This is a genomic window from Streptomyces sp. NPDC101178 (genome assembly GCF_044767965.1).
Taxonomy (GTDB): domain Bacteria; phylum Actinomycetota; class Actinomycetes; order Streptomycetales; family Streptomycetaceae; genus Streptomyces.
This window is the reverse complement of the sequence record NZ_JBIWOZ010000008.1, coordinates 221315-246153: the sequence shown is the minus strand read 5'-3', so window position 1 is coordinate 246153 and position 24839 is coordinate 221315. Positions and strand designations below refer to the sequence as shown.

The following is a 24839-nucleotide window of genomic DNA, read 5'->3' as shown; positions in this document are numbered from 1 at the left end:
GTGCGTAAGGTGCTGGCAGCCGGGAGGATGGCTGAGGCGGGAGGGAGCCGTTCATGGACGACAAGGACACACCGCGGGTGGGTGCCGCGGTCCGCCGTCGGCGCCGCACCCTGGGCCTCACGCTGGCCGCGGTCGCCGAGCGCAGCGGGCTCTCCGTGCCCTTCCTCAGCCAGATCGAGAACGAGCGCGCCCGCCCCAGCGCCCGTTCCCTCGACCGGGTCGCCGAGGCGCTGGAGACCACCACCTCACGGTTGCGGGCCGCCGCCGACTCGGCGCGCGCGGTCGATGTCGTACGAGGAGAGGAAGGCGACGGCGTACGCCGGGTGGTGCGCGGGCGCCACCAGCTCAGCGCCCTGGAGTTCACCGGCGAGCAGGACCTCGGGCGCGAGTTCCAGCACCGCAACGACGAGCTGATGTACGTCGTCGAGGGCGCCGCCGAGGTCGAGGCGGAGGGCCAGGCGTACCGGCTGGGGCGCGGCGACACCCTGTTTCTCTCCGGCGGCGTACGGCACCGCTGGCGCGCCACCCTGCCCGGCACCCGGCTCCTGCTGGTCGCGGTGGCGGAGCACATCGACGCCACGTACGACTCGCGCCGCTGAGGGCCGGGGTCACCGGTGCGTGTCGTCTCCCTGGTCCCCTCCCTCACCGAGGCGGTCGCCGTCACCGCTCCCGGGCTGCTCGTCGGCGTCACCGACTGGTGCACCCACCCCGAAGGCCTGGCCGCCGCCCGGATCGGCGGCACGAAGAACCCGGACGTGGCCGCCGTCGCCGCCCTCGCACCCGACCTCGTCATCGCCAACGAGGAGGAGAACCGGGCCCCCGACCTCGCCGCGCTCCGGGAGGCCGGGCTCCACGTCCTCGTCACCGAGATCCGCACCCTGGACCAGGCCTTCACCGAGCTGGACCGGGTCCTCACCACCGGCTGCGGCCTGACCCGCCCGCGCTGGCTCGCCGAGGCCGAGGAGGCCTGGTCCGCGCTGCCCGTGCCTTCCGCGAGCCCGCGCCCCGCCGTCGTACCGATCTGGCGCAGGCCCTGGATGGTGCTCGGCCGCGACACCTTCGCCGGTGACCTGCTGGCCCGCCTAGGGGTGCGCAACGTGTACGCGGACCACGCCGACCGCTACCCGCGCATCCCGCTCGACGAGCTGAACGCGTCCGGTGCCGAGCTGGTGGTCCTGCCGGACGAGCCCTACCGCTTCACCGCAGAGGACGGGCCCGAGGCATTCCCCACCCTGCCCGCCGCCCTCGTCGACGGGCGTCTGCTCACCTGGTACGGGCCGTCGCTGCTGCGGGCGGCACAGGAGCTGCCGTCAGCGCTCCGCTGACCACCCCGCGTACGGTCCGCGCTCCGGCGACCAGCCACGCGGCCAACAGGAACACGTACAGCGCCACGGCCAGCCAGGTCAGCGCGTCCAGACCGGTGTGCCGGGCCAGCCCGGCCGCCCCCGTCACACACGTCCCCACAGGGAACGTGAACGCCCACCACGTCATCGCGAACCCCATACCGTCACGCGTCGCCCTTATGACCATCGCCCCGGCCAGCGCCAGCCACAGCAGCGCGAACCCCATCACCGGCACCCCATAGAGCACCGCGAACGCCCCGAACGCCGAGGCATAGGGCCCCGCCACCGCCCCAGGAGCCGCGTCGGCCAGCTGGTTGACGGCGGTCGTCGACTGGCCCAGCGGTCCCAGCACCAGAAAGAGCGTCGGCGTCAGCGCGAGCGGCAGCGGACCGTGGTGGACGAGCCGGGCGAAGACCAGCGGCAGCACCACCAGCGTGGCCAGCAGAGACAGCCCGAACATGGCGTAACAGGCCAGCAGCAGCGCCTCACGCCCCTGCCCGGCCGCCATGTGCGGCACCAGCAGGGCGCCCTGCGAGGCCGAGACCATCGGGGCGACCAGCGGCAGCAGCCAGACCGGTGACGCGGTGCCGGGCGCCGGACGGTGGCGTACGACCATCAGGTACGGCACCACGACGGCGGCCACCACACCGATCACCGTCCCCGCGACGAACAGCACCACATCCACCGCCAGCGCCGCCCGTACGCCGACGACGTCCGCGCCCACCGTCAGCGTGGCCCCGCCGACCGCCAGCAGCGCCATGGAGAGGCACCCGTAGAACGGCGCGACCGCCGGGTCCAGGAGGTGCGCGCGGGCCTGGTCGCGGTGGTGGAGCCAGTGGCCCGCCCGCGCGGCGAGGACGGCGGCGAGCAGCACGGCCGACAGCGCCCACACCACCGTGCACGCGCCGCGCAGACCGGGCACGTCCACCGGGAGCGCCGCTCCGGCGCTCGCCACGATCGCGGTGCCCATGACGCTCGCGTACCAGTTCGGGCCGATGTGCCGCAGGGACGGCAGCCGCCGCACGACCGGCCGCGGGCCCGGCCACGCGTCCTGGCGGGGGAGCGGTTCGACGGTCCGGGTCTGCGGAAAGATGGCCATGCCACGATTCTTCGCGCGCCCGGCTCCGCCCACCAGGGACCCCGTTCCTATGAGGTCATAAGCTGGCTTTATGTCCAGTGACGACGATGCCCTCCGCGCCCCCCTCTCCCACCGGGTCCCCGACCTCGGAGCGCTGGAGCTGCTGCTCGCCGTCGCGCGCCACGGCAGCCTCGGACGGGCCGCCAAGGACGTCGGCATCACCCAGCCCGCCGCCTCCAGCCGCATCCGCTCCATGGAACGGCAACTCGGCGTAGCCCTGCTCGACCGCTCCCCGCGCGGCTCCCGGCTCACCGACGCGGGCGCGCTCGTCACCGACTGGGCACGCCGGGTGGTGGAGGCCGCCGAGGCGTTCGACGCCGGGGCGCAGGCGCTGCGCGACCGGCGGGACTCCCGGCTGCGGGTCGCGGCCAGCATGACGATCGCCGAGTACCTGCTGCCCGGCTGGCTGATCGCCCTGCGCGCGGAGCGCCCGGACACCGCCGTCTCGCTCCTCGTCGGCAACTCGGCGGACGTGGCCCGCCGCCTGGTCACCGGCGAGGCCGACCTGGGGTTCGTGGAGGGCCTGTCGATACCGGAAGGCCTGGACGGCACCGTCATCGCCCACGACCGCCTGGTCGTCGTGGTCGCCCCCAGCCACCCGTGGGCCCGCCGCCGCACCCCGCTGCTCCCCGGTGAACTGGCCGCGACCCCGCTGATCCTCCGCGAGCGCGGCTCCGGCACCCGTCAGGTCCTGGACGCGGCCCTCGCCGTCCACGGCGGCCTCGCGCAACCGCTGCTGGAACTCTCCTCCACGACCGCCGTGAAGGGCGCGGCGGAGAGCGGCGCCGGACCCTGCGTCCTGAGCGAACTGGCCCTCGGCGAGGAGCTGTCCGCCCGCCGCCTGGTCAAGATCCCGGTCGCCGGCGTACGGCTGCGCCGCCAGCTGCGGGCCGTCTGGCCGGCGGGCCACCGGCCCACCGGACCCGCCCGCGACCTGCTCTCCCGCACCGGGCGGTCCACCGGCGCCCCGACTCCGTAACCGCTTCGAACACGTTGTGAACGCGGCCTAGAGTGGCCCCATGAGCTTCGCGACGCCGCCCGGTTGGTACCCGGACGCCGGGACACCCGGCACCGACCGCTGGTGGGACGGCACGGCCTGGACCGCGCACACCCGCCCGTCCGCCGCCGTCGCACCGCACGAGCCGGTGCACCAGCCGTACGCGCCCCAGGTGTTCGGCCCGCCGGTCCCGCCTCCGGCCACCCGAAGCGGCAGCCGTACGCGCGTCCTGGCGATCACCCTCTCCGGCCTGCTGGTCCTGGGCGCGGCCGTCACCGCCGCCGTGCTGCTGGGACCCGACGACAGCGGTACGCGAGCGACCCCGGGACCCACCGCCTCCGACCCGGTCCCCACCGCGCCGGCCACCTCCCCGACACCCTCGCCGGAGCACAGCCCGGACGGCGACCCCGGTGTCCTCGTCGACCAGCTCAACGGGATCACGCTGGCGGTGCCCGACGGCTGGGAGAAGGCGGACAACACCTTCGACGACGCCCCGACCATCCGTACCGCCGTCTCCTACGACTGCCCCGGTACCTCCTCCTTCTGCTACCGGGGCACCGTCTCGACCCGCTCCGCGCGGGCCGGCCGGAGTGACCCCAAGGCCATCGCGGAGGCCGACATCACCACCGCCGCCGACACGGCCTACGAGGAGGACGTCCTGGGTCAGCGCACCCACGGCGGGATCACGTCCCACCAGGTGCTCAAGGCGCAGCCGGTGGCCGTCGCCGGGCGCACCGGATACCTGGTGCGCTGGCGGGTCGTCACCGGGAAGGGCCCCGGCGGTGTGGTGCAGTCCGTGGCCTTCCCGTCGACGGTGGGCACCGAGACACCGGTGATCGTCCGGCTCGCCTTCGACGCGGACCGGCCGGAGCTGCCGGTCTCGCTGATGGACACGATCACGCGGTCGATCCGGCCGATCGGGGACAGCGCGACGAGCGGCGGCGTGGGCGCGTCGATCGGCCCCTGAACACGCGCGAGCAGGGGCTCAGAGGAAGGTCTTCCCCTCGCCCCGGTACGTCGGAACGGTCGCCGTGATCCGGTCGCCCTCGATCAGCCGCAGCGCGTCGAACCGCTCGCACAGCTCACCGGCCTTGGCGTGCCGGAACCACACCTTGTCGCCGATCAGCAGATCGTCGGCGGGCGAGCCGAGCAGCGGCGTCTGGACCTCGCCCGCGCCCTCCTGCGGGTCGTAGCGCAGCCCTTCCGGGAGGTACGGAACCGGCGACCGGTCCGCGCCGGCCGCGCCGGAGGCCGGGTAGCCGCCGCCGAGCACCGTCACCACGCCCACGCCCGGCCGACGCACCACGGGCTGCGCGAACAGGGCCGCCGGGCGGGCGGAGAACGACGTGTAGTTGTCGAAGAGGCGCGGCACGTACAGCCCCGAACCCGCCGCGATCTCCGTCACCGCGGCCTCGGCCGCCGTGTGCTGCACGCTGCCGGTGCCGCCGCCGTTGACGAACTCCAGCTCCGGCGCGACCGCGCGCACGGCCCGCACCACCTCGGCGCGCCGGGCCGCCAGCTCCTTACGGGCCGTGGCCTGCATCAGCCGGATCGCCCGGGACCGCAGCGGCCGTCCCGCCAGCGCGTCACCGACCCCGGCGACATGACCTTCGTACGCCATCAGCCCCACCAGCCGGAAACCCGGCCTGCGCGCCACCGAACGGGCCAGCTCGGCGAGTTGGGCGGGGGAGCGGAGCGGCGAACGGAGCGCCCCGATCCGGATCCGGCCGCCCAGCAGCCGGAGCGAGGTGTCCAGCTCCAGGCAGACCCGGATCTCCTCCTGCCCACCGGCCCGGGAGGCGTCGATCAGCTCCAGCTGGGACGGGTCGTCCACCATCACCGTCACCGCGGCGGCCAGTTTCGGATCGGCGGCCAGCTCGGCGAAGGCGGCCCGGTCGGCGGACGGGTAGGCCAGCAGTACGTCGTCGAACCCGGCCCGCGCCAGCCAGAGCGACTCCGCCAGCGTGAACGACATGATCCCGGCGAACCCGGGCCGCGCGAGCACCCGCTCCAGCAGAGCCCGGCACCGCACGGACTTGCTCGCCACCCGGATCGGCTTCCCGTCGGCTCTCGCCACCAGATCGTCGGCGTTGTCGTCGAAGGCGTCCAGATCGACGATCGCGAGCGGGGCGTCGAGATGGGCGGTGGCCCGGTTGTACCGGGCCCGGTCAGCGGCGCGGGCAGTCATGGCCGCAGCTTGCCAGAGAGCCGCTACGGCTGGGTAGGGGACGTTCGGTGCAGATCCGCCGAGGCCGGACGTCCCGTTCCCCGCCGTACGCCCGCAGCCCGTAGAGTGACGGACACGCGAGCACCAACGCGCCTGGCGGTGGCGGTGATCCGTGGTCGGTACGGGACGTGAACCAGGGGGCCGGATGAGTACCGAAGCGCGACGCGCTCCCGTGCCACCCCGCCCGACGACCCCACCGGCCCCATCGGTCCCGCCGCCCCCTTCCCGGGCTCCCGGCGCTCCGGGCACGCAGCAGCCGCCGCCGGGCACGCAGCAGGTGTCGGGCCCCTCTTCCGCCCCCGCGGCCCCACGCCCCTCCCCAGCACCCTCCGCCCCACCGGCCCCCGAGGCGCCCCCCGCCCCCGCAGCCACCCCTTACCCCACCCACCCCGGCCCGCCCCCCGCCTTCACCACCCGGCGCAGGCCGGTAGGGGCCGTCGGCCTCACCCCGGCGCCGGGTTCGGGCGGCCCCCCGCCCCCCGGGGCGTACCCCGTCCCCGCCCGCTACGGCTACCCCGAGACGCCCGTGGAGACCACCACCCGGCTCCGGCCCGTCCCGACGGCCCGGCAGAGGTGGCGTGCGGCGACCGCCGCCGCCTGCGTCGTCCTCGGGCTCGGGCTGATCGGCGGGGCCGTCACCGGGGCCTGGCTGACCGGGGACTCCTCCGCAGAGCCCACCCGGACCGCGTACACCGAAGGCCGTACCGTCTGGCACAGCGTCCCCGTCGACACGCTCTTCCCGGGCATGCTCAAGGGCACCGGCGCCGGGCCCGGCGGGACCAACCGCACCTGGACCCGGCTCTCCGTCGCCGCCGACAGCGACTGCTCCCAGGGCCTCGACCCGCTGCTCCGCACCACCCTCCGGTCCGTCGGCTGCGAGCGGATGGTGCGGGCCACCTACACCGACTCGACCCGCTCCGCCGTCACCACCGTCGGCATGGTCGTCACCGAGGCCGACGCCGCCGGGATGCAGGCCCTGAGCACGCGGTTCACCGAGCAGCAGCTCGCCGCGCGAAAGGACCTGATGCCCCGTACGTACGCTCCCGAAGGCACCCTCGCCGCCGGCTTCGGCGACCGGCAGCGGGCCAGCTGGACCGTCCGGCCGCTCACCGAGATCCCGGTCGTCGTCTTCGCGGTCTCCGGCTTCGCCGACGCGCGTACGGTCGCCGAGCCGCAGCCCGCCGACGCGGCGACGCGGACGCCCGCCACCACGGACATCGCCCAGGCAGGCCTCGGCCACGAGGCCAAGGGCATCGCGGACCGGGTGGAGCGAGGGCTGCGCAAGACCGTCACCGAGCTCGTGGAGCCGCCCGCATGACCCGACGACGACCCCACCGCGTCCTCGCCGCGGTCTGCGCCGCCGCCGTCCTCGCGCTCACCCCCGCGGCCCCCGCCCACGCCGACGCCATCCGCGACCAGCAGTGGGCCCTCGCCGCCCTGCACACCGACCGCGCCTGGCAGACCACGAAAGGCGCGGGCGTCACCGTCGCGGTCCTGGACACCGGCGTCGACGGCTCCCACCCCGACCTCGTGGACCAGGTGCTCCCCGGCAAGGACCTCGTCGGCTTCGGCGCCTCGCAGGGCGACTCCTCCTGGGCCCTGCACGGCACCGCCATGGCCGGGATCATCGCCGGACACGGCAACGGCCCCGGCCGCACCGACGGCGTCCTCGGCGTCGCACCCGAGGTCAAGATCCTGCCGGTCCGCGTCATCCTGGAATCCAAGGACCCGGCCCGCGCCAAGGCCCGCAAGACCCGTGGCACCGCACTCGCCCAAGGAATCCGCTGGGCCGCCGACAACGGCGCCGACGTCATCAACCTCTCCCTCGGCGACGACAGCGAGTCCGCCCACCCGGACCCGGGCGAGGACTCCGCCATCCAGTACGCCCTCTCCAAAGGCATCTCCGTGGTCGCCTCGGCCGGCAACGGCGGCGAGAAGGGGGACCGGATCTCCTACCCGGCCGCCTACCCGGGCGTGATCGCGGTCGCCGCCGTCGACGAGTACGGCACCCACGCCGCCTTCTCCACCCGCCGCTGGTACGCCACCGTCAGTGCCCCCGGCGTCGACATCGTCGTCGCCAACCCGGACGGCCACTACTACATCGAGTGGGGTACGTCGGCGGCCGCCGCGTTCGTCTCCGGCGCCGTCGCCCTGGTCCGCGCCGCCCACCCGGGCCTCGACCCCGCCCGGATCAAGAAGCTCCTCGCCGACACCGCCCGCGACACCCCCGCCGGAGGCCGCGACGACGCCCGCGGCTACGGCATCGTCGACCCGGCGGAGGCCATCGAGGCGGGCTCCCGGCTCCACCCCGGCGACATCGGCGCCCAGACCGCCACCGCGGGCCACCGCAAGAAGTACTTCGGGCCCGGCCCGACCCCGCCGCCCGCCGCCGACGACCCGGTCAACTGGGCGGCCCCGCTCGCGGGCGGCCTCGGCGCGGCCCTCCTGGCGGCGGCGGTCATCCTCTGGCGCGGCCGGAACGCGCCGGGCCGCCGCTGAACCCCAGGCTCAGCGCCCACGCCTCCAGGCACTACCCTCGACCCGTGGCGCTCAAGAACATCCCGGACTCCGGTTTCTCCGATGACGACGGCTCGGCCTCTCCCGCCCTGACCAGCGCACTCGATGCCTGGTCGCGGGACCGGACCGCCGTCGGCCCGGTCCTCGCAGCCCTCCGGGAGGCCCGGCTCCTCGTTCCCGTCGTCGCCGTCCTCGGTGAGGTGGAGGAGGACGAGAAGGGGCTGCGGCGCGAGAAGACCAGCGACATGGCCGTCCCCACCCTCAAGGCCGGTGACCGGCGCGCGCTGCCCGCCTTCACCTCGACCGACTCGCTGGCCCGCTGGGACCCCGAGGCCCGCCCCGTCGCCGTACCGCTGCACCAGGCCCTCCAGGCCGCCGCGCACGAGAAGGCCGACACCGTGGTGCTGGACCTCGCCGGGCCCGTCGCCTTCGAGCTGAGCGGTCAGGCGCTCCTGGCGCTGGCGGAGAACCGCACCAGCACCGACCCCCTCCAGGACCCCGCGGTGATCGCGGCCGTACGGGAGGCCGTCGCCGCCGAACCCGCCGTGCTCCGCGCCCACCTGGGCCCGGGCCGGGCCGACGGCACTCTCGCCCTGGTCCTCGCCCCGGACGCGGTCCCCGCCGAGGCGGCCCGCCGGGTGGCCGAGGTGCTCTCCGGCAGCGAGGTGCTCCGGGCCCGGCTGGTCGGCGGGCTGGACCTGGCGCTGCTGCCGGCCGGAGCCGACGCACCGGGTGAGCCGCTGTTTCGCCGCTGAGGCCGGACACGCGTGAGCCCGCCGCCCCACGGAGGGGCGGCGGGCTCACGTACGTACGAAAAGAAGGCGTCTAGCCGTAGACCGGGCCCGTGTACTTCTCGCCCGGTCCCTGGCCCGGCTCGTCCGGCACCAGTGAGGCCTCGCGGAAGGCGAGCTGGAGCGACTTCAGGCCGTCCCGCAGCGGCGAGGCGTGGAAGGTGCTGATCTCCGTGGTGGAGGCGTCCAGCAGCCCGGCCAGGGCGTGCACCAGCTTGCGGGCCTCGTCCAGGTCCTTGTGGTCCTCGCCCTCCTCGGTGAGGCCGAGCTTCACCGCCGCCGCGCTCATCAGGTTGACGGCGACCGTCACGATCACCTCGACGGCCGGGACCTCCGCGATGTCGCGGGCCATGGCGTCGAAGCCGGGGTTCTCACTGCTGGTGGGGGTCGCGTCGCTCATGCCCACACGATAAGGCCCGGCCCAGGCCGCCCCTCGCGCGGGAGCCCCGGGGACACAGGATTAGCGCCCCCGCGGCCGGGCTGCTAACCTTGTGTGACGACCGGCCGGACACCTATGTGCCCGGCCCACAAGTGGAGGCTCCGATCTCCCACCTGACCGTCCTCACGGACGGCGGGTCACCGGTCAGGCGGTCCCCATCGTTCCGTACGGACGATGGAGCCGCCCGATGCGCCCCGCGGTTGACCGCGGCGGTGCTCCGGTAGTTCCAGGAGCCCCGCCTGTGTCCCGTCCGGGGCATTTTTGCGCTTCCGGCTCGGTTGGTCTTGACGTCACACACGTTACGCGGCTGTCCGCCAGGCGGTCGCGTGGTGCTACCGAGGAGGATCCATCAGCGCCGAGCCCCGCATCAACGACCGGATTCGCGTTCCCGAGGTCCGACTTGTCGGTCCCAGCGGCGAGCAGGTCGGGATTGTTCCGCTTGCCAAGGCCCTGGAACTCGCACAGGAGTACGACCTCGACCTGGTCGAGGTGGCGGCGACAGCCCGTCCGCCCGTGTGCAAGCTCATGGACTACGGGAAGTTCAAGTACGAGTCGGCCATGAAGGCCCGTGAGGCGCGCAAGAACCAGGCGCACACGGTCATCAAGGAGATGAAGCTCCGGCCGAAGATCGACCCGCACGACTATGACACCAAGAAGGGTCACGTCGTCCGGTTCCTCAAGCAGGGCGACAAGGTCAAGATCACGATCATGTTCCGTGGTCGTGAGCAGTCCCGCCCGGAGCTGGGCTTCCGACTGCTCCAGCGTCTCGCTTCGGACGTGGAGGACCTGGGCTTCATCGAGTCCAACCCGAAGCAGGACGGCCGGAACATGATCATGGTTCTGGGCCCGCACAAGAAGAAGACCGAAGCCATGGCCGAGGCCCGCGAGGCCCAGGCCGCCCGCAAGGCGGAGCGTCAGGGCGGTACGCCCGACGCCGCGCCCGAAGGCGACAACGCCGAGGCTCCGGCCGACACACCTTCCGAGGCGTGACCATCGGGGGCCGCCATCCAGGCGCCCCCGGGTCACTCCGGAATCCCATAGAGATCTGACGCCCCTGCAGTGCGGTGCCCGGCACCGTGAGGGGCGCCACTGACGAGGAGAGAACGGCGCGATGCCGAAGAACAAGACGCACAGCGGTGCCAGCAAGCGCTTCAAGATCACCGGCTCCGGCAAGGTGCTCCGCGAGAGGGCCGGCAAGCGCCACCTGCTCGAGCACAAGTCGTCCAAGAAGACCCGCTCGCTGACCGGCACGGTCGTCGTGGCTCCGGCCGACGCCAAGAAGATCAAGAAGCTTCTCGGCAAGTGAGGCCCGGCCTCCGGCTCACGCCGGAGGCACGACCTCGATCACACCGGGACCAATTCGTTTCCGGGCCGTGTGAAGACACCCACGGCCCCGCTACAAGGAGTTAACAAGTGGCACGCGTCAAGCGGGCAGTCAACGCCCACAAGAAGCGCCGGGCGATCCTCGAGGCCGCCAGCGGCTACCGCGGTCAGCGCTCGCGTCTGTACCGCAAGGCCAAGGAGCAGGTCACCCACTCCCTGGTCTACAACTACAACGACCGCAAGAAGCGCAAGGGCGACTTCCGTCAGCTGTGGATCCAGCGCATCAACGCCGCTGCCCGCCAGAACGGCATGACGTACAACCGCCTCATCCAGGGTCTGAAGGCCGCCAACATCGAGGTGGACCGCAAGATCCTGGCCGAGCTCGCGGTCAACGACGCCAACGCGTTCGCCGCTCTCGTCGAGGTCGCTCAGAAGGCCCTCCCGAGCGACGTCAACGCCCCGAAGGCCGCCTGATCCAGGCACCGCTTTCTCGGTACGTGAACCGGACCCGCAGGCGCATGCCGTCTGCGGGTCCGGTGCGTTGCCGCTGAACCCTCACCGCCGTCACCAGAGAGGCTCGCCGCCGACCATGGGCACCCCCGAACTGATCTCCCCGCGTTCCCCGCGCGTCGCCGCCGCCCGCCGGCTGGCCCGCCGCAACTTCCGCGGCAAGGAGCGCAGGTTCATCGCCGAGGGGCCCCAGGCCGTACGCGAGGCCGCCGCCCACCGGGGCGGGGACGGCGAGCCGACGCTCATCGAGCTGTTCGCCACCCCCGAGGCCGCCGACCGATACGCCGACATCGTCGACGCCGCCCACGCGGCCGGGGCCCGGATCCACCTGGCCGGGGACGACGTCCTGGCCGACGTCTCGCAGACCGTCACCCCGCAGGGCCTCATCGGTGTCTGCCGCTTCCTGGACTCGCCGTTCCAGGAGATCCTGGACGCGAAGCCGAATCTGGTGGCCGTTCTGGCCAACGTCCGCGATCCCGGGAACGCCGGTACGGTACTGCGCTGCGCGGATGCCGCAGGCGCCGACGCGGTGGTGCTGACCGACGCCTCCGTCGACCTGTACAACCCCAAGTCCGTACGGGCGTCCGTCGGTTCGCTCTTCCACCTGCCCGTCGCCGTCGGTGTCCCCGTCGAGCAGGCCGTGCACGGGCTCCGGGACGCCGGGGTGCGGATCCTCGCCGCCGACGGGGCCGGTGACGACGACCTGGACGACGAGCTGGACGCGGGCACCATGGGCGGGCCCACCGCCTGGGTCTTCGGCAACGAGGCGTGGGGGCTGCCGGAGGAGACCCGGGCGCTCGCCGACGCCGTCGTCCGCGTCCCGATCCACGGCAAGGCGGAGAGCCTCAACCTGGCGACCGCCGCCGCCGTCTGCCTCTACGCCTCCGCCCGCGCCCAGCGCCCGCGCCGCGCCCCCGAGGCGTAACTCCGGTCCGTCCGACGGTCCGTCACCGATCGGTCCCGGCCATTCCGCTTCCCCGTCCACCGGCGCACGCCCACCGCGCGCCCCCACAGGGTGTCGCGGGTTCACCGACGACTAGTAGGGTGACGAACTCGGGGGCCCACTGCACCGGTTCGAGAGGTGGGGATACGGGATAATGGCTGTCGGCATGAGCTCGCCGCGACCGGCGCACACCGCTGTCGGGAGCCCGCACGGCACCGGCACCGAAGCCGCCCGGGACACCACCGGAACCGCGCCCGCCGACGCCCTCCCCGCCGCCATCGACCCCGACGACCTGCCCGACGGGCTCGTCGTCGCCGACGGGAGCGGCCGCGTCGTCTGCTTCAACGCCGCCGCCGCCCGCATCACCGCCACCCCCGCCGCCGAGGCGATCGGCCGGCCCCTGGACGTGGCCCTCCCGCTGGAGGACCTCAAGGGGAAGCGCTGGTGGCCGCTGACCGACCCGTACGGCGGTCTCGCCACCCGTAACGGCCAGCCCGAGCGCAACCTGCTGCTGCCCGGCGGCCGCGAGGTGCTGGTCTCCGCCCGTTACGTACGCGACCACCCGCTCGGCCCGGTGCGCCGGGTCGTCGTCTCGCTGCGCGGCACCGAGGCCCGCCGCCGTACCGAACGCAGCCACGCCGAGCTGATCGCGACCGTCGCCCATGAGCTGCGCTCCCCGCTGACCTCGGTGAAAGGGTTCACCGCCACCCTGCTGGCCAAGTGGGAGCGGTTCACCGACGACCAGAAGCGGCTGATGCTGGAGACCGTGGACGCGGACGCGGGCCGGGTCACCCGGCTCATCGCCGAGCTGCTCGACATCTCCCGTATCGACTCCGGGCGGCTGGAGCTGCGCCGCCAGCCGGTCGACATCTCCGCCGCCGTCGCCCGCCACATCCAGGCCCTCATCGCGGGTGGCCAGGCGCCGGACCGCTTCCGGGTCCGGGCCAGGGGCCCGCTGCCCGACCTCTGGGCCGACCCGGACAAGATCGACCAGATCCTCGGCAACCTGCTGGAAAACGCGGTGCGCCACGGCGAGGGAACCGTCACCATGGAGATCGCCCCCGCACCCGCGCCGGGGACGAGCGACGAGATGGGAACGGCTGTCACCGTGAGCGACGAAGGTCCCGGCATCCCCGAGGAGTCGATGGGCCGTGTCTTCACCCGCTTCTGGCGGGGGAGCAAGCGCGGTGGTACGGGCCTCGGCCTCTACATCGTCAAGGGCATCGTCGAGGCGCACGGCGGCACCATCACCGTCGACCGGGGACCCGGCGGCGGGGCCGAGTTCCGATTTATTCTGCCCGTGAGCGCGCCCGCCTATCTGGCGTGAGGCGCCCACGGGCTCCCCGACCGTCCTGCGGCCTTTAGACTCGACCTTTGGCACCTTTGCGTCCTCCAGTCGTCGAGCGGGGTCGCGCCATCAGCCAATCGGAAGCACGGGAAGAGATGTCGGCACCGAACAAGTCGTACGACCCAGTCGAGGTCGAGGCACTGAAACCGGAAGAGATCGAGCGCATGCGGGACGAGGCGTTCGCCGCCTTCGCCGCCGCCGGCGACCTCGACGCGCTCGCCCAGGCGAAGACCGCGCACACCGGAGGTACCTCGCCCCTGTCGCTCGCCAACCGCGAGATCGGCGCCCTGCCCCCGCAGGCCAAGGCCGAGGCGGGCAAGCGCGTGGGCCAGGCCCGCGGCGCCGTCTCCAAGGCGCTGGCCACCCGCCAGGCCGAGCTGGAGGCCGAGCGCGACGCTCGCGTGCTCGTCGAGGAGGCCGTGGACGTCACGCTGCCCTACGACCGCACCCCGGCCGGCGCCCGCCACCCGCTGACGACGATCATGGAGCGCGTCGCGGACGTCTTCGTGGCCATGGGCTACGAGATCGCCGAGGGCCCCGAGGTCGAGGCGGAGTGGTTCAACTTCGACGCCCTGAACTTCGTGCCCGACCACCCGGCGCGCCAGATGCAGGACACCTTCTTCGTCCAGGGCACCACGGCCGACGGCAAGGCGACCGAGGGCGACGAGTCCGGTGTCGTCCTGCGTACGCACACCTCGCCGGTCCAGGCCCGCTCGCTCCTGGAGCGCAAGCCTCCGGTCTACGTGGTCTGTCCGGGCCGGGTCTACCGCACCGACGAGCTGGACGCCACGCACACCCCGGTCTTCCACCAGATCGAGCTGCTCGCCGTCGACGAGGGCCTCACCATGGCCGACCTCAAGGGCACCCTGGACCACATGGTCCAGGCGCTCTTCGGGCCGGACATGAAGACCCGGCTGCGGCCGAACTTCTTCCCGTTCACCGAGCCGTCCGCCGAGATGGACATGGTCTGCTACGTCTGCCGCGGCGAGTCCGTCGGCAACCCGGACCGCCCCTGCCGCACCTGCGGCAGCGAGGGCTGGATCGAGCTCGGCGGCTGCGGCATGGTCAACCCCAAGGTGCTCACCGCCTGCGGTGTCGACCCCCAGAAGTACAGCGGATTCGCCTTCGGGTTCGGCATCGAACGGATGCTGATGTTCCGCCACAACGTCGAAGACATGCGAGACATGGTCGAGGGTGACGTCCGGTTCACCCGGCCGTTCGGGATGGAGATCTGATGCGCGTCCCGCTTTCCTGGCTGCGGGAGTACGTCGACCTGCCGGCGACGGAGACCGGCCGTGACGTACAGGCCAAGCTCGTCTCCGTCGGCCTGGAGGTCGAGACCGTCGAGCAGATCGGCGCGGGCCTCAAGGGCCCCCTGGTCGTCGGCAAGGTCCTGACCATCGAGGAGCTGGAGGGGTTCAAGAAGCCCATCCGCTTCTGCACGGTCGACGTCGGCTCCGCCAACGGCACCGGCGAACCGCAGGAGATCGTCTGCGGCGCCCGTAACTTCTCGGTCGGCGACAAGGTCGTCGTGGTCCTCCCGGGCGCCGTCCTGCCCGGCGACTTCGCGATCGCCGCCCGCAAGACGTACGGCAAGACCTCCCACGGCATGATCTGCTCCACCGACGAGCTCGGCATGGGCGACGACGGCACGCACGGCATCATCGTGCTGCCGCCGGAGCACGAGGTCGGCACCGACGCCATCGAGCTGCTCCAGCTCGTCGACGAGGTCCTCGACATCGCCGTCACCCCGGACCGCGGCTACTGCCTCTCCATGCGCGGGGTCGCCCGCGAGACCGCCACCGCGTACGGGCTGCCGCTGCGCGACCCGGCGCTCCTGGACGTGCCCGCGCCCAACGCGTACGGCTACCCGGTCAAGATCTCCGACCCGATCGGCTGCGACCGTTTCACCGCGCGCACCGTCACCGGTCTCCAGCCCGAGGCCCGCTCGCCGATCTGGATGCAGCGCCGTCTGCAGAAGGCCGGGATGCGGTCGATCTCGCTGGCCGTCGACATCACCAACTACGTGATGCTGGAGCTCGGCCAGCCGCTGCACGCCTACGACCGCAACCGGGTCGACGGGCCGATCGGCGTGCGCCGCGCCACCCAGGGCGAGAAGCTCACCACGCTGGACGGCACCGTCCGCGTGCTGGACGCCGAGGACCTGGTCATCACCGACAACCGCGGGCCGATCGGCCTCGCGGGCGTCATGGGCGGCGCCAACACCGAGATCGCCGACGCGGACGGCGAGCACGCGCTCACCACCGAGGTCGTCATCGAGGCCGCGCACTTCGACGCGATCTCGATCGCCCGCACCGCGCGCCGCCACAAGCTGTCCTCCGAGGCGTCCAAGCGCTTCGAGCGCGGCGTCGACCCGCAGGCCGCCGCCGCTGCCGCGCAGCGCACGGTGGACCTGCTGGTCCTCCTCGCGGGCGGTACCGCAGAGGCCGGGGTCACCGAGATCACCGCGCCGCACGCGCCGCGCACCATCGCCATGCCGGCCGACCACCCCGACCGGGTCGCCGGTGTGGAGTACGGCCGCGAGACCGTCGTCCGCCGCCTCCAGGAGGTCGGCTGCGACGTCTACGGGCAGGACGAGCTGATCGTCACCGTCCCGTCCTGGCGGCCCGACCTGAACGAGCCGAACGACCTGGCCGAAGAGGTCATCCGCCTGGAGGGCTACGAGAACCTGCCCTCCACCCTGCCGACACCCCCCTCCGGCCGCGGGCTCACCGACCGCCAGCGGCTGCACCGCCGTATCGGCCGGGTGCTGGCCGGAGCCGGTTACGTCGAGGCGCTGAGCTACCCGTTCATCGGCGACGCCGTGCTGGACCAGCTCGGCCTGGCGAAGGACGACGAGCGCCGCCGTACGGTGAAGCTCGTCAACCCGATCTCCGACGAGGAGCCGGCCCTGCGCACCACGCTGCTGCCGGGCCTCCTCGGCGCGCTGCGGCGCAACGACGGCCGCGGCAGCCACGACCTGGCCCTCTTCGAGACGGGCCTCGTCTTCCGGCCGACGGGCGAGGAGACGGCGGCCGTCCGGCTGCCCGTCGACCGCCGGCCCACCGACGAGGAGATCGCCGGTCTCGACGCGGCCCTCCCGCGTCAGCCGCGCCGCGCCGCCGTCGTCCTCGCGGGCGCCCGCGAGCAGGCCGGCTGGTGGGGCAAGGGCACGCCGGCGACCTGGGCGGACGCCGTCGAGGCGGCCCGGTCCATCGCCGCCGAGGCCGGCGTGGAGGTCACCGTCCGCGCCGACCAGCACGCCCCGTGGCACCCGGGCCGCTGCGCCGCGCTGTACGTCACCGTGAACGGCGAGGAGACCCTCTTCGGACACGCGGGCGAACTCCACCCGCGCGTCATCAAGGCGCTCCACCTGCCCGAGCGGACCTGCGCCGCCGAGGTCGAGCTGGACGTCCTGGAGCGGGCCGTCGACGGAGCGCTCCAGGCGCCTCGTATCTCCACCTTCCCGGTGGCGACCCAGGACGTCGCGCTCGTCGTCGCCGGGGACGTCCCGGCCGCCGACGTGGAGCGGGCGCTGCACGAGGGAGCGGGTGAACTGCTCGAATCGCTGCGGCTGTTCGACGTCTTCACCGGTGAGCAGATCGGCGGGGGCAACAAGTCCCTGGCGTACGCGCTCCGCTTCCGAGCCGCCGACCGCACCTTGACCGTCGAGGAGGCCTCGGCCGCCCGCGACAGCGCGGTGGCCCTGGCCGCCGAGCGCACGGGCGCGGTGCTGCGCGGCGCGTAGCACCGCAGGCGTTGAGAAGGGGCGTATCCGGCCACCGGATACGCCCCTTCTCCTTCTCTCGCGGCGGCGGGGGATCGCGCGCGGACCGGACACGGAACCGGGAGGAAGCGCGGTTCCGGGCCCCGACCCGCAGCCACCCTCCTTCGTCGTTGGGCAGTGGGTCGTGCGATCCGGCGTCCGTCCGCACGGCCACGGAGTGTCGGGCAGGCCGGCGGTGCGGACGGACGCGGGTGCGGGTCGTCAACCGTTACGAGGGGGAGCCGACGACCCGGCCGCCTCTTGCGAGGAGCTCATTCAACCGAGCCCCGCCCCGGCGCGGCAGAGCGCACAGCGCGACGGTTCGGGCATTCCGTTCACACCCCGTGTGAAACGTGCTGGACTAGGCTCATTGCGACACGCACCTGGGGGGACCATGGAGCCGAACGTCCTGCTCGAATCCCTGATCGACGAGGCCGGGATGTCCCGTGCGGGGCTCGCCGGCCATGTCAACCGGGCGGGCCGGGCCCGTGGCCTGAGCCTGCGGTACGAACACACCGCGGTCTCCCGCTGGCTGAAGGGCCAGCGCCCGCGCGGCCAGGTGCCGGACCTGATCTGCGAGGTGCTGCGCGGCCGGCTCGGACGCCCGGTCGTGCTGGACGACATCGGCATGGGCCTGCTGCCCGGCGGCTACGGCACCGACAGCTCACCGCCCAGCGCCTCCCTCTCCGGCTTCGTCGACCGGGCCACCGCGCTCTGGCGCTCGGACGACCAGCAGCGCCCGCACCTCGCCACCGTCCCTGCCGTCACCGGGACCACGGCGGTGATGCCGGTCTGGGAGTGGGAGAACCCGCCGGAGGACACCGACGTCTCGCGCCCGGGCCCCGGCCGGGTCAGCGCGGCCGACATAGAGACGCTCCGGTCCGCGCGCGACCACTACGAGCAGATGTACCGCAAGGCGGGCGGCATCGCGACCAGACCCCGGATCGTCCGCTTCCTCAACGCCGAGGCCGCGCCGCTGCTGCGCGGCGGCCACAGCGACGCGCTCGGCCGCCGGCTGCACCGGGCGACGGCGGCCCTGGTGGCGATGGCCGGCATCTGCGCGTACGACTCCGACGCCCACGGCCTGGCCCAGCGCTACTTCCACCAGGCGCTGCGGCTCGCCAAGTCCAGCGGCGACCGGGCGCTCGGCGGCTATGTGATCGCGCTGCTGACCACCCAGTCCCTCTTCCTCGGCGACCACCGCCGCTCCATCGCCTTCGCCGAGGCCGCGCTCCGGGCGGCGGGCGACCACATCACCCCGGCGCTCGCCGCGGATCTGCACGCCATGCAGGCCAAGGCGTACGCCCAGCTCGGCGACGCGGCGAGCGCCCGCGCCTGCATCGCCCGTGCCGAGGCCCAGGCGGGCCGGATCCACACCGGGCGGGAGCCGGACGAGACCGGGTACGTCCAGCCGGGCCTGGTCGACGTCCAGGTGGCGGAGGCGCTGCTCAGCCTCGGTGACCTGCCGGCGGCACGGGAGCACGCGGCCTCCGCCGTGCGCGCCCCGGCGCACGACCGGGGGCGCGTGCACCGCCTCGCGATGCTCAGCCATATCGAGCTGCTCCAGGGCGAGCCGGACCGGGCGGCCACCACCGCGGCCGAGATGGCCGAGCGGGCCCGGGGCATGGAGTCCCAGCGGCTGCGCGACCGGCTGCGCCAGGTGCGACGGGAACTGGCGGAGAGCGGCTGCGCCGACGCCGTACAGACGGCCGACCTGATCGGCGGGGCGCTGCGCGTGCCTCTGTGAGCTCCGCCGCGCACCCGCCGTTCATTCCGCTTCACGGCCGACCCTGCTGGCATGTTGCCCCCAACATGTCGAAAGGCGGCAGAACCGTGCAGTGGACGAACTTAAGCGAACAGAGTGTGTATCAGAACCGTTGGTTCCGAGTGAACCTGGCGGATGTGGAGCTGCCCGACGGCAGCCATCTCGACCACTACGTCATCCGGCTGCGGCCGGTCGCGGCGGCCACCGTCGTCAACGCGTCGGACGAGGTGCTGTTGCTCTGGCGCCACCGGTTCATTACCGACAGCTGGGGGTGGGAGCTGGCCGCCGGGGTCGTCGAGGACGGCGAGGACATCGCGGCGGCGGCGGCCCGCGAGATGGAGGAGGAGACCGGCTGGCGCCCCGGCCCGCTGCGCCCGCTGCTCACGGTGGAGCCGGCCAACGGCCTCACCGACGCCCGCCACCACCTCTACTGGGCGGAGGAGGCGCGGTACACGGGCCCGCCGCAGGACGCCTTCGAGTCCTCACGCCGTGAGTGGATACCGCTGAAGCTCGTCCCGGACATGATCGCCCACGGCGAGGTGCCCGCGGCGAACATGGCGGCGGGGCTGCTGATGCTGCACCACCTGCGGCTGGGCTGAGCGGCGCTCACGGGCCCGCTCCGGTCCGCGAAGGAGGACGGGGCCCCGCCCCCGCGTGAGAGGGAGGCGCGGCCCTCGCCCCGTACGCACGAGGAGCCGGCCCCGGGATCGTCCGGGGCCGGCCCACGAGGTGACGGGGGAGGGCAGGCATACGTGCCCGGTCGCGAGCGCTCGTCGGCCGGGCTCTGTCGGCGATGGTCGCCGAACTGAAATGCGCCGGGAGAGATCATGAGATGAGCATCTTTGTCCGACACCTGAGGAATTCCCTTTCAGGGTGAGGGCCTTGCACTCCTCGTTTCGGTTGTCTTCACGCTCCCTATGCGGAATTCGGGGAAAACTCTGTTCGGCGCCGCTTTGCCTGGGGCCTGGAGAGTTCGGCCTCCTTTTCCGGTGCAAGTGCCGACTTGCCGGCGCGGCCTTGATCGACCTGCCCGGTTCATGGGGAATCGTGCCGGCGGGAATCGTCCTGGGAGCTCTGTCGGCAGGGCAGTTCGGCGTTTGGGGCGCCATCCGGGTTCGCCGCATCCCGCGCCTGACCGGGCCGTTGGCGCACGGTCGATGCGTCCTATTCTGAAGTCTAATCGGTTCAATAAACTGTCATAGTGTGTTTTGAGGCGCCTTCCCGAGAAATGAAAGGTGGTTTTCGGGAAGTCGGCCAGGCGGCAGATGTGAGCGTTTCGTGATCTTGTTGTGCGCAACCGTGACTGACGTCACTCCCAGATTTCCCGCTGCCTGCGTCTTTGTCTCCTTCGTGTTGATTGCTTGGTGAGTCGTCGGTGACTAACGTCCTCCCGTCTTCTTTGATTTATCTTCACTTTGCGAACGGGGGATGGAGATGCGATCCCGATGGGATACGCGCGGCACCATGGGCGGTCTGGCCGTTGTGGTGAGTGCGGCTCTGGCCGTTGGGCTGTTGCCGGGGGTGGCTTCGGCGGCGCCCGCACGTGGCCCTGCCGACCGCGTGGGAGAGGCGGCGCCCGCGCCGGAGCCGGGAGTCCGCTCGGAGGCCGAGGCCTTCGCGGCGGCCAGAAAGTCCGGTGAGAGTGTCGAGATCCCCTCGATGAGAGGTGAGTCCCGAGAGGTGTTCGCCACGCCGTCGGGGGACTTGGAGGCGCGGGAGTACCTGCGTCCGGTGTGGACACGTGTCGACGGGCAGTGGCAGGCGGTCGACACCGACCTGGCCACCGTTCCGGGTGGTCTGGTGGCGCCGAAGGCGACGACGGTCGGGCTGGCGTTCTCCGGGGGCGGTGACGCCCCGCTGGTCCGTATGGAGAAGGCCGGCCGGGAGCTCGCTCTGACCTGGCCGGAAGCGCTGCCCGCTCCCGAGCTGGACGGCAGCACGGCGACCTACCGGAACGTCCTTCCCGACGTGGACCTGCGGATGGGTGCGCAGGAGGACGGCTTCACCCAGCTCCTGGTGGTCAAGAGCGCCGAGGCGGCACGGAGTTCCGCGCTGAAGGAGCTGCGGCTGAAGCTCGGTACCGAGGGCGTCGAGGTCCGGGAGGCGTCCGAGGGAGGCCTCGAAGCGGTGGACAAGGGCGCCGGGAGCGCGGTGTTCGAGGCGCCGAAGCCGATGATGTGGGACTCCAGCCCCGGTGAGGGAACCCCGGCCGCGCGATCCGCGAAGGCCGCCGACGGCGGGCGGGACGGGGAGCCGGGGGCCGGCGAGTCCGGAAAGCTCGCCCCCGTCGACGTGACCCTTCCCACCGGTGGCGACGAACTGGTCCTGACACCGGATCAGGACGTGCTGGTGGGTGAGGACACCCACTATCCCGTCTTCATCGATCCGCAGTGGTACTCGCCGCGTGCGTCCGCCTGGACGATGGCGTCCAAGTACTGGGCGTCCTCGCCCCAGTGGAAGTTCAACGGCGAGAACAACGCCGGGGTGGGCTACTGCGGTTGGGACTACTGCGCGCCGCACGACACCAAGCGGCTCTTCTACCGCATCCCCACCTCGAAGTTCGCGGGCAAGTCGATCCTGTCGGCGGAGTTCGTGGTGCGGAACGTGCACTCCGCGTCGTGCACCGCGCGGGGCGTCCAGCTGTGGCGTACGAAGGACATCTCGTCCTCGACGACCTGGAATTCGCAGAACGCCTCAGGGTTCTGGATCGACCACCTCAAGACGGAGTCGTTCGCGTACGGGTACACCGGATGCGCGTCCAAGGACGCCGAGTTCGATGTGCGGTCGGCTGTCCAGCAGGCGGCGAACGGCAAGTGGTCCACGATGACCTTCGGCCTCCAGGCGTCCAGCGAGACCGACCGGCTGGGGTGGAAGCGCTTCTCGGACAAGGCCTATCTGCGGGTGAAGTACAACCGTCCGCCGGCGCAGGTGAAGATGTCGCAGTTGTCGATGGAGTACGGCGGCACCTGCAAGCAGCCGGGCAGCGCGGCCAGGGTCCGCACCCTCGGCAAGATCTACGCCAACAAGATCACCGACCCGGACGGCGACAACGTTGCCCTGGAGTTCCAGGCGAAGTGGGACGCGGGCGACGGAAAGGGCCTGATCGTCCGCTGGAAGCCGGCCCGCACCTCGGCGAAGAAGTCGGGGTCCAACTTCTCCATCAGCCTCCCCTCGGTGCCGCAGAACCGGACCGCGCACTGGTACGTGCGGGCCTGGGACGGTGCCCAGTACTCACCGTGGTCGACCGCGGGCGACCCGACCGCCTGCTACTTCGTCTACGACGCCACCGTGCCCAAGGCACCGGCCATCACCTCGGGTGAGTACCCCGCCTCCAACCCGGAGAATCCGGACGACCCCTGGTGGGACGGCGTGGGCAAGTACGGCAACTTCAGCGTGAAGGCGGCCGACAGCGACGTCACCAAGTACTGGTACGGCGTCAACGGCGACCCCACCTCCAAGAACACCCTCACCACGACCGGCGGTGCCGCGAAGATCGCCCGGATCCTGCCCGCAGAACCCGGCGTCAACTTCATCACGGCCCAGGCGTTCGACACCGCGGGCAACGGCAGCGAGGTCCGCACCTACCAGTTCCGGGTCAAGGCAGGTCAGCCGGACCGGGCGACCTGGCAGCTGGACGAACCGGCCGGCGCCACGGCGGGCCAGGGCTCCACACCGCCGCGTACGCTGAAGCTCAACGGCGGGGCCGTACCGGGCGCCGCGGGGGTCAAGGGCACCGCGGTGCACTTCAACGGCACCGACGGCTATGCCTCGACCGACCTGTCGCCGGTCGACACGAGTCGGGGGTTCGCCGTCTCCGCCTGGGTGAAGCTCGACCGCAAGACGTCGTCGGCCGCGGACGTGGTGGTGATCCCCGGCAACAACGCCCCGGGGCTGGAGCTGTACTACTCGGCCACGTACGGCTGGTCGTTCAGCCAGTACAAGTCCGACGACATCAACGGCGGCCTGGTACGCGTCGCCCAGGGCGACACCACCAAGGTGAACGTCGGGGCATGGACGCATCTGGCCGGCTCGTACAACTCCGCCGCGGATCTGCTGGAGCTCTACGTGGACGGCCTGCTCGTCGGGTCGGTACCGTACGCCACCCCGTGGGAGGCGCGGCGGGGGCTCCAGATCGGCGGCCGGAACATCTCCGGGACCCCGAGCTACCTCTTCCCCGGCGCCATCGACGAGGTACAGCTCTTCGACAAGCCGCTGACCCGGAGCGAGGTCGACAAGCTCAAGGTCCACCAGAGCGTCGGAGACCCCGGACGCCCGGCGATCGGCGTCTTCCCGCTCGACGAGCCCGCCGAAGCCACCGAGATCGCCGGCCAGGGCGGAGTGCTGCCCGCCACCTACCACGGCGGAGTAACCCCGGGGCAGACCGGGGTGAAGGGCAAGGCCACCAAGTTCAACGGGACCAACGGCTACGCCCGCATCGGGCAGGCGAGCGGCCCGCACGTGAACACCAGCCGCAGCTTCACCGTCTCCGCCTGGGCGAAGCTCGACAGGAAGCCCACCAGCGCGGGGATCATCACCGCCCAGGCGGGCGAGCAGCGTCCCGGGTTCGAGCTCTACTACTCCTCCACCTATGACCGGTGGGCGTTCAACCAGTACGCGAGCGACAGCACCGACGCCAAGATCATCCGAGCCATGCAGGCCGACGGTGTCACCGCCCGGGTCGGGGAGTGGGTACACCTCGTGGGGGTCCACGACACCGTCGCCGAGACTCTCACCCTGTACGTGAACGGAGCCAAGGCCGGCGCCACCAAGCTCTCCGGCGCCTTCTACGCGAACCAGTCCATGTACATCGGCGCCAGCAACCACAGTGGTGCCGTCGGCAACTTCTTCCCCGGCGCCATCGACGAGGTACGCCTCTTCGACCGGCCCGTGTCCGACGAGGAGGTGCTGCAGATGTTCCGCCAGCGCCCCCTGGTCAAGGCCCGCTGGAAGCTCGACGAAGCCGGCACCACCACCCCGGCCACCTCTCCCGACGACGCGGGAACCGCCGGCGCCATGACGCTCGGCGCAGGCGCGAAGATCGGCTGGGGCTTCATGGAGGCTGGACTGGAACTGGACGGTGTGAGCGGCTACGCCTCGACACCGACGGTGCCCGTCGACACCGGCACCAGCTTCACGGTCACCGGCTGGGCGCAGGCGGCCGCCGCTCCCGAGGACGAGGTAGCCGTCGTCAGCGCCGAGGGCACCACCCAGAGCGCGTTCGCCCTCAAGTTCGTCCCGGACGCCAAGGATCCTGCCGGGCCGGGGCGCTGGCAGGTGGATCTGCCCAGCGCGGACACGGTCTCTCCGTCGGTGGAGAAGGTGGCCAACGGGGAGTTCTACGACGTCATGGAGTGGAACCACCTGGCCCTGGTCTACGACGGCTTCGCCAAGCAGGCCCGCCTGTACGTCAACGGCTCCCTGCAGGAGGTCGCCTGCAGCGACGCGAACGGTGACGGTGACGCCGACGAGACCGGGTGCGAGGACCTCATCTCCTGGGCCGAGGACACGCTGACCTTCAAGGCGGGCAAGTCCCTCCAGATCGGCCGTGCCAAGCAGGACGGCAGCTGGGGCGGCTACTTTCCCGGTGCGGTGGACGACGTCTGGGCCTTCCAGGGCGCCTTGAACGACACCCAGGTCGAGTACCTGGCGAGCGCGTGGTTCGACGTGCCCACCGAAGTACCCGTCGACTGACGCTTCTTCGCCGGTCGTGTCCCGCTGAGCCGGGGGGACAC

20 protein-coding genes are annotated in these 24839 nt (G+C 72.4%); 17 read left to right on the top strand and 3 right to left on the bottom strand.

The window, feature by feature from the left end; translation table 11 throughout:
• The first annotated feature begins 53 nt into the window (after positions 1 to 53).
• Entirely contained in the window at positions 54 to 599 is a 546-nt protein-coding gene (locus tag ACIRR8_RS23590) for a helix-turn-helix domain-containing protein (RefSeq protein WP_404068102.1), read from the top strand.
• A 15-nt stretch (positions 600 to 614) separates the two neighbouring features.
• Positions 615 to 1325 (top strand): helical backbone metal receptor, encoded by a 711-nt coding sequence (locus ACIRR8_RS23585; RefSeq protein ID WP_404068099.1) that lies wholly within the window; start codon positions 615 to 617, stop codon positions 1323 to 1325.
• On the opposite strand, the gene ACIRR8_RS23580 is transcribed toward ACIRR8_RS23585, so the two are convergent.
• The gene (locus ACIRR8_RS23580) at positions 1264 to 2442 is read right to left on the bottom strand and encodes a TDT family transporter (RefSeq protein WP_404068096.1); all 1179 of its coding nucleotides are present in this window, start codon (positions 2440 to 2442) and stop codon (positions 1264 to 1266) included. The two genes, ACIRR8_RS23585 and ACIRR8_RS23580, sit on opposite strands and share 62 nt — an antisense overlap.
• A 70-nt stretch (positions 2443 to 2512) precedes the next feature.
• Here ACIRR8_RS23580 and ACIRR8_RS23575 point away from each other — a divergent pair, with 70 nt between their 5' ends.
• Both ACIRR8_RS23575 and ACIRR8_RS23570 read left to right on the top strand, forming a co-directional pair.
• Entirely contained in the window at positions 2513 to 3460 is a 948-nt protein-coding gene (locus tag ACIRR8_RS23575; protein ID WP_404068093.1) for a LysR family transcriptional regulator, read from the top strand.
• Between the two features lie 40 nt (positions 3461 to 3500).
• A complete protein-coding gene (locus ACIRR8_RS23570; protein WP_404068091.1) occupies positions 3501 to 4445 on the top strand; it encodes a DUF2510 domain-containing protein in 945 nt (314 codons plus the stop codon).
• Between the two features lie 18 nt (positions 4446 to 4463).
• On the opposite strand, the gene ACIRR8_RS23565 is transcribed toward ACIRR8_RS23570, so the two are convergent.
• The gene (locus ACIRR8_RS23565; protein WP_404068089.1) at positions 4464 to 5666 is read right to left on the bottom strand and encodes an amino acid deaminase/aldolase; all 1203 of its coding nucleotides are present in this window, start codon (positions 5664 to 5666) and stop codon (positions 4464 to 4466) included.
• A 565-nt stretch (positions 5667 to 6231) separates the two neighbouring features.
• Between ACIRR8_RS23565 and ACIRR8_RS23560 the strand changes: the two genes are divergently transcribed.
• Genes ACIRR8_RS23560 through ACIRR8_RS23550 form a run of 3 tightly spaced genes read left to right on the top strand, consistent with a single transcriptional unit; the run spans position 6232 to position 8977 of the window.
• A complete protein-coding gene (locus ACIRR8_RS23560) occupies positions 6232 to 7023 on the top strand; it encodes a hypothetical protein (RefSeq protein ID WP_404068087.1) in 792 nt (263 codons plus the stop codon).
• Positions 7020 to 8204: a type VII secretion-associated serine protease mycosin gene (gene mycP, locus ACIRR8_RS23555; RefSeq protein WP_404068085.1), complete on the top strand. Its 1185-nt coding sequence runs from the start codon at positions 7020 to 7022 to the stop codon at positions 8202 to 8204. The genes ACIRR8_RS23560 and mycP overlap by 4 nt, the downstream gene beginning before the upstream one ends.
• Positions 8205 to 8248: 44 nt before the next feature.
• Positions 8249 to 8977 (top strand): SseB family protein, encoded by a 729-nt coding sequence (locus tag ACIRR8_RS23550; RefSeq protein WP_404068083.1) that lies wholly within the window; start codon positions 8249 to 8251, stop codon positions 8975 to 8977.
• A gap of 70 nt (positions 8978 to 9047) precedes the next feature.
• On the opposite strand, the gene ACIRR8_RS23545 is transcribed toward ACIRR8_RS23550, so the two are convergent.
• Positions 9048 to 9413, bottom strand: a complete 366-nt coding sequence (locus ACIRR8_RS23545) for a DUF1844 domain-containing protein (RefSeq protein ID WP_073881883.1) — start codon at positions 9411 to 9413, stop codon at positions 9048 to 9050.
• 387 nt (positions 9414 to 9800) lie between these two features.
• On the opposite strand from ACIRR8_RS23545, the gene infC reads away from it, so the two are divergent.
• The 10 genes from infC (at position 9801) to ACIRR8_RS23495 (ending at position 24798) form a co-directional block, all read left to right on the top strand.
• Positions 9801 to 10442 (top strand): translation initiation factor IF-3, encoded by a 642-nt coding sequence (gene infC / locus ACIRR8_RS23540; protein WP_404068570.1) that lies wholly within the window; start codon positions 9801 to 9803, stop codon positions 10440 to 10442.
• Between the two features lie 121 nt (positions 10443 to 10563).
• On the top strand, positions 10564 to 10758 hold the full coding sequence (gene rpmI, locus ACIRR8_RS23535; protein ID WP_003970213.1) for a 50S ribosomal protein L35: 195 nt from the start codon (positions 10564 to 10566) through the stop codon (positions 10756 to 10758).
• 107 nt (positions 10759 to 10865) lie between these two features.
• Complete coding sequence (gene rplT, locus ACIRR8_RS23530) at positions 10866 to 11249, top strand: 50S ribosomal protein L20 (RefSeq protein ID WP_003970214.1); 384 nt, start codon at positions 10866 to 10868, stop codon at positions 11247 to 11249.
• A 115-nt stretch (positions 11250 to 11364) separates the two neighbouring features.
• Positions 11365 to 12210 (top strand): TrmH family RNA methyltransferase, encoded by an 846-nt coding sequence (locus ACIRR8_RS23525; protein WP_404068080.1) that lies wholly within the window; start codon positions 11365 to 11367, stop codon positions 12208 to 12210.
• Positions 12211 to 12382: 172 nt separating this feature from the next.
• Positions 12383 to 13555 (top strand): ATP-binding protein, encoded by a 1173-nt coding sequence (locus ACIRR8_RS23520; protein WP_404068078.1) that lies wholly within the window; start codon positions 12383 to 12385, stop codon positions 13553 to 13555.
• 116 nt (positions 13556 to 13671) lie between these two features.
• Complete coding sequence (gene pheS / locus ACIRR8_RS23515) at positions 13672 to 14811, top strand: phenylalanine--tRNA ligase subunit alpha (RefSeq protein ID WP_404068075.1); 1140 nt, start codon at positions 13672 to 13674, stop codon at positions 14809 to 14811.
• Positions 14811 to 17324: a phenylalanine--tRNA ligase subunit beta gene (pheT, locus tag ACIRR8_RS23510; RefSeq protein WP_404068073.1), complete on the top strand. Its 2514-nt coding sequence runs from the start codon at positions 14811 to 14813 to the stop codon at positions 17322 to 17324. Before pheS ends, pheT begins: the two co-directional genes overlap by 1 nt.
• Before the next feature lie 412 nt (positions 17325 to 17736).
• A complete protein-coding gene (locus tag ACIRR8_RS23505; protein ID WP_404068071.1) occupies positions 17737 to 19089 on the top strand; it encodes a transcriptional regulator in 1353 nt (450 codons plus the stop codon).
• Positions 19090 to 19175: 86 nt separating this feature from the next.
• Complete coding sequence (locus tag ACIRR8_RS23500) at positions 19176 to 19706, top strand: NUDIX domain-containing protein (protein ID WP_404068069.1); 531 nt, start codon at positions 19176 to 19178, stop codon at positions 19704 to 19706.
• A gap of 1060 nt (positions 19707 to 20766) precedes the next feature.
• Positions 20767 to 24798 (top strand): LamG-like jellyroll fold domain-containing protein, encoded by a 4032-nt coding sequence (locus tag ACIRR8_RS23495; protein WP_404068066.1) that lies wholly within the window; start codon positions 20767 to 20769, stop codon positions 24796 to 24798.
• The last annotated feature ends 41 nt before the right edge of the window (positions 24799 to 24839 follow it).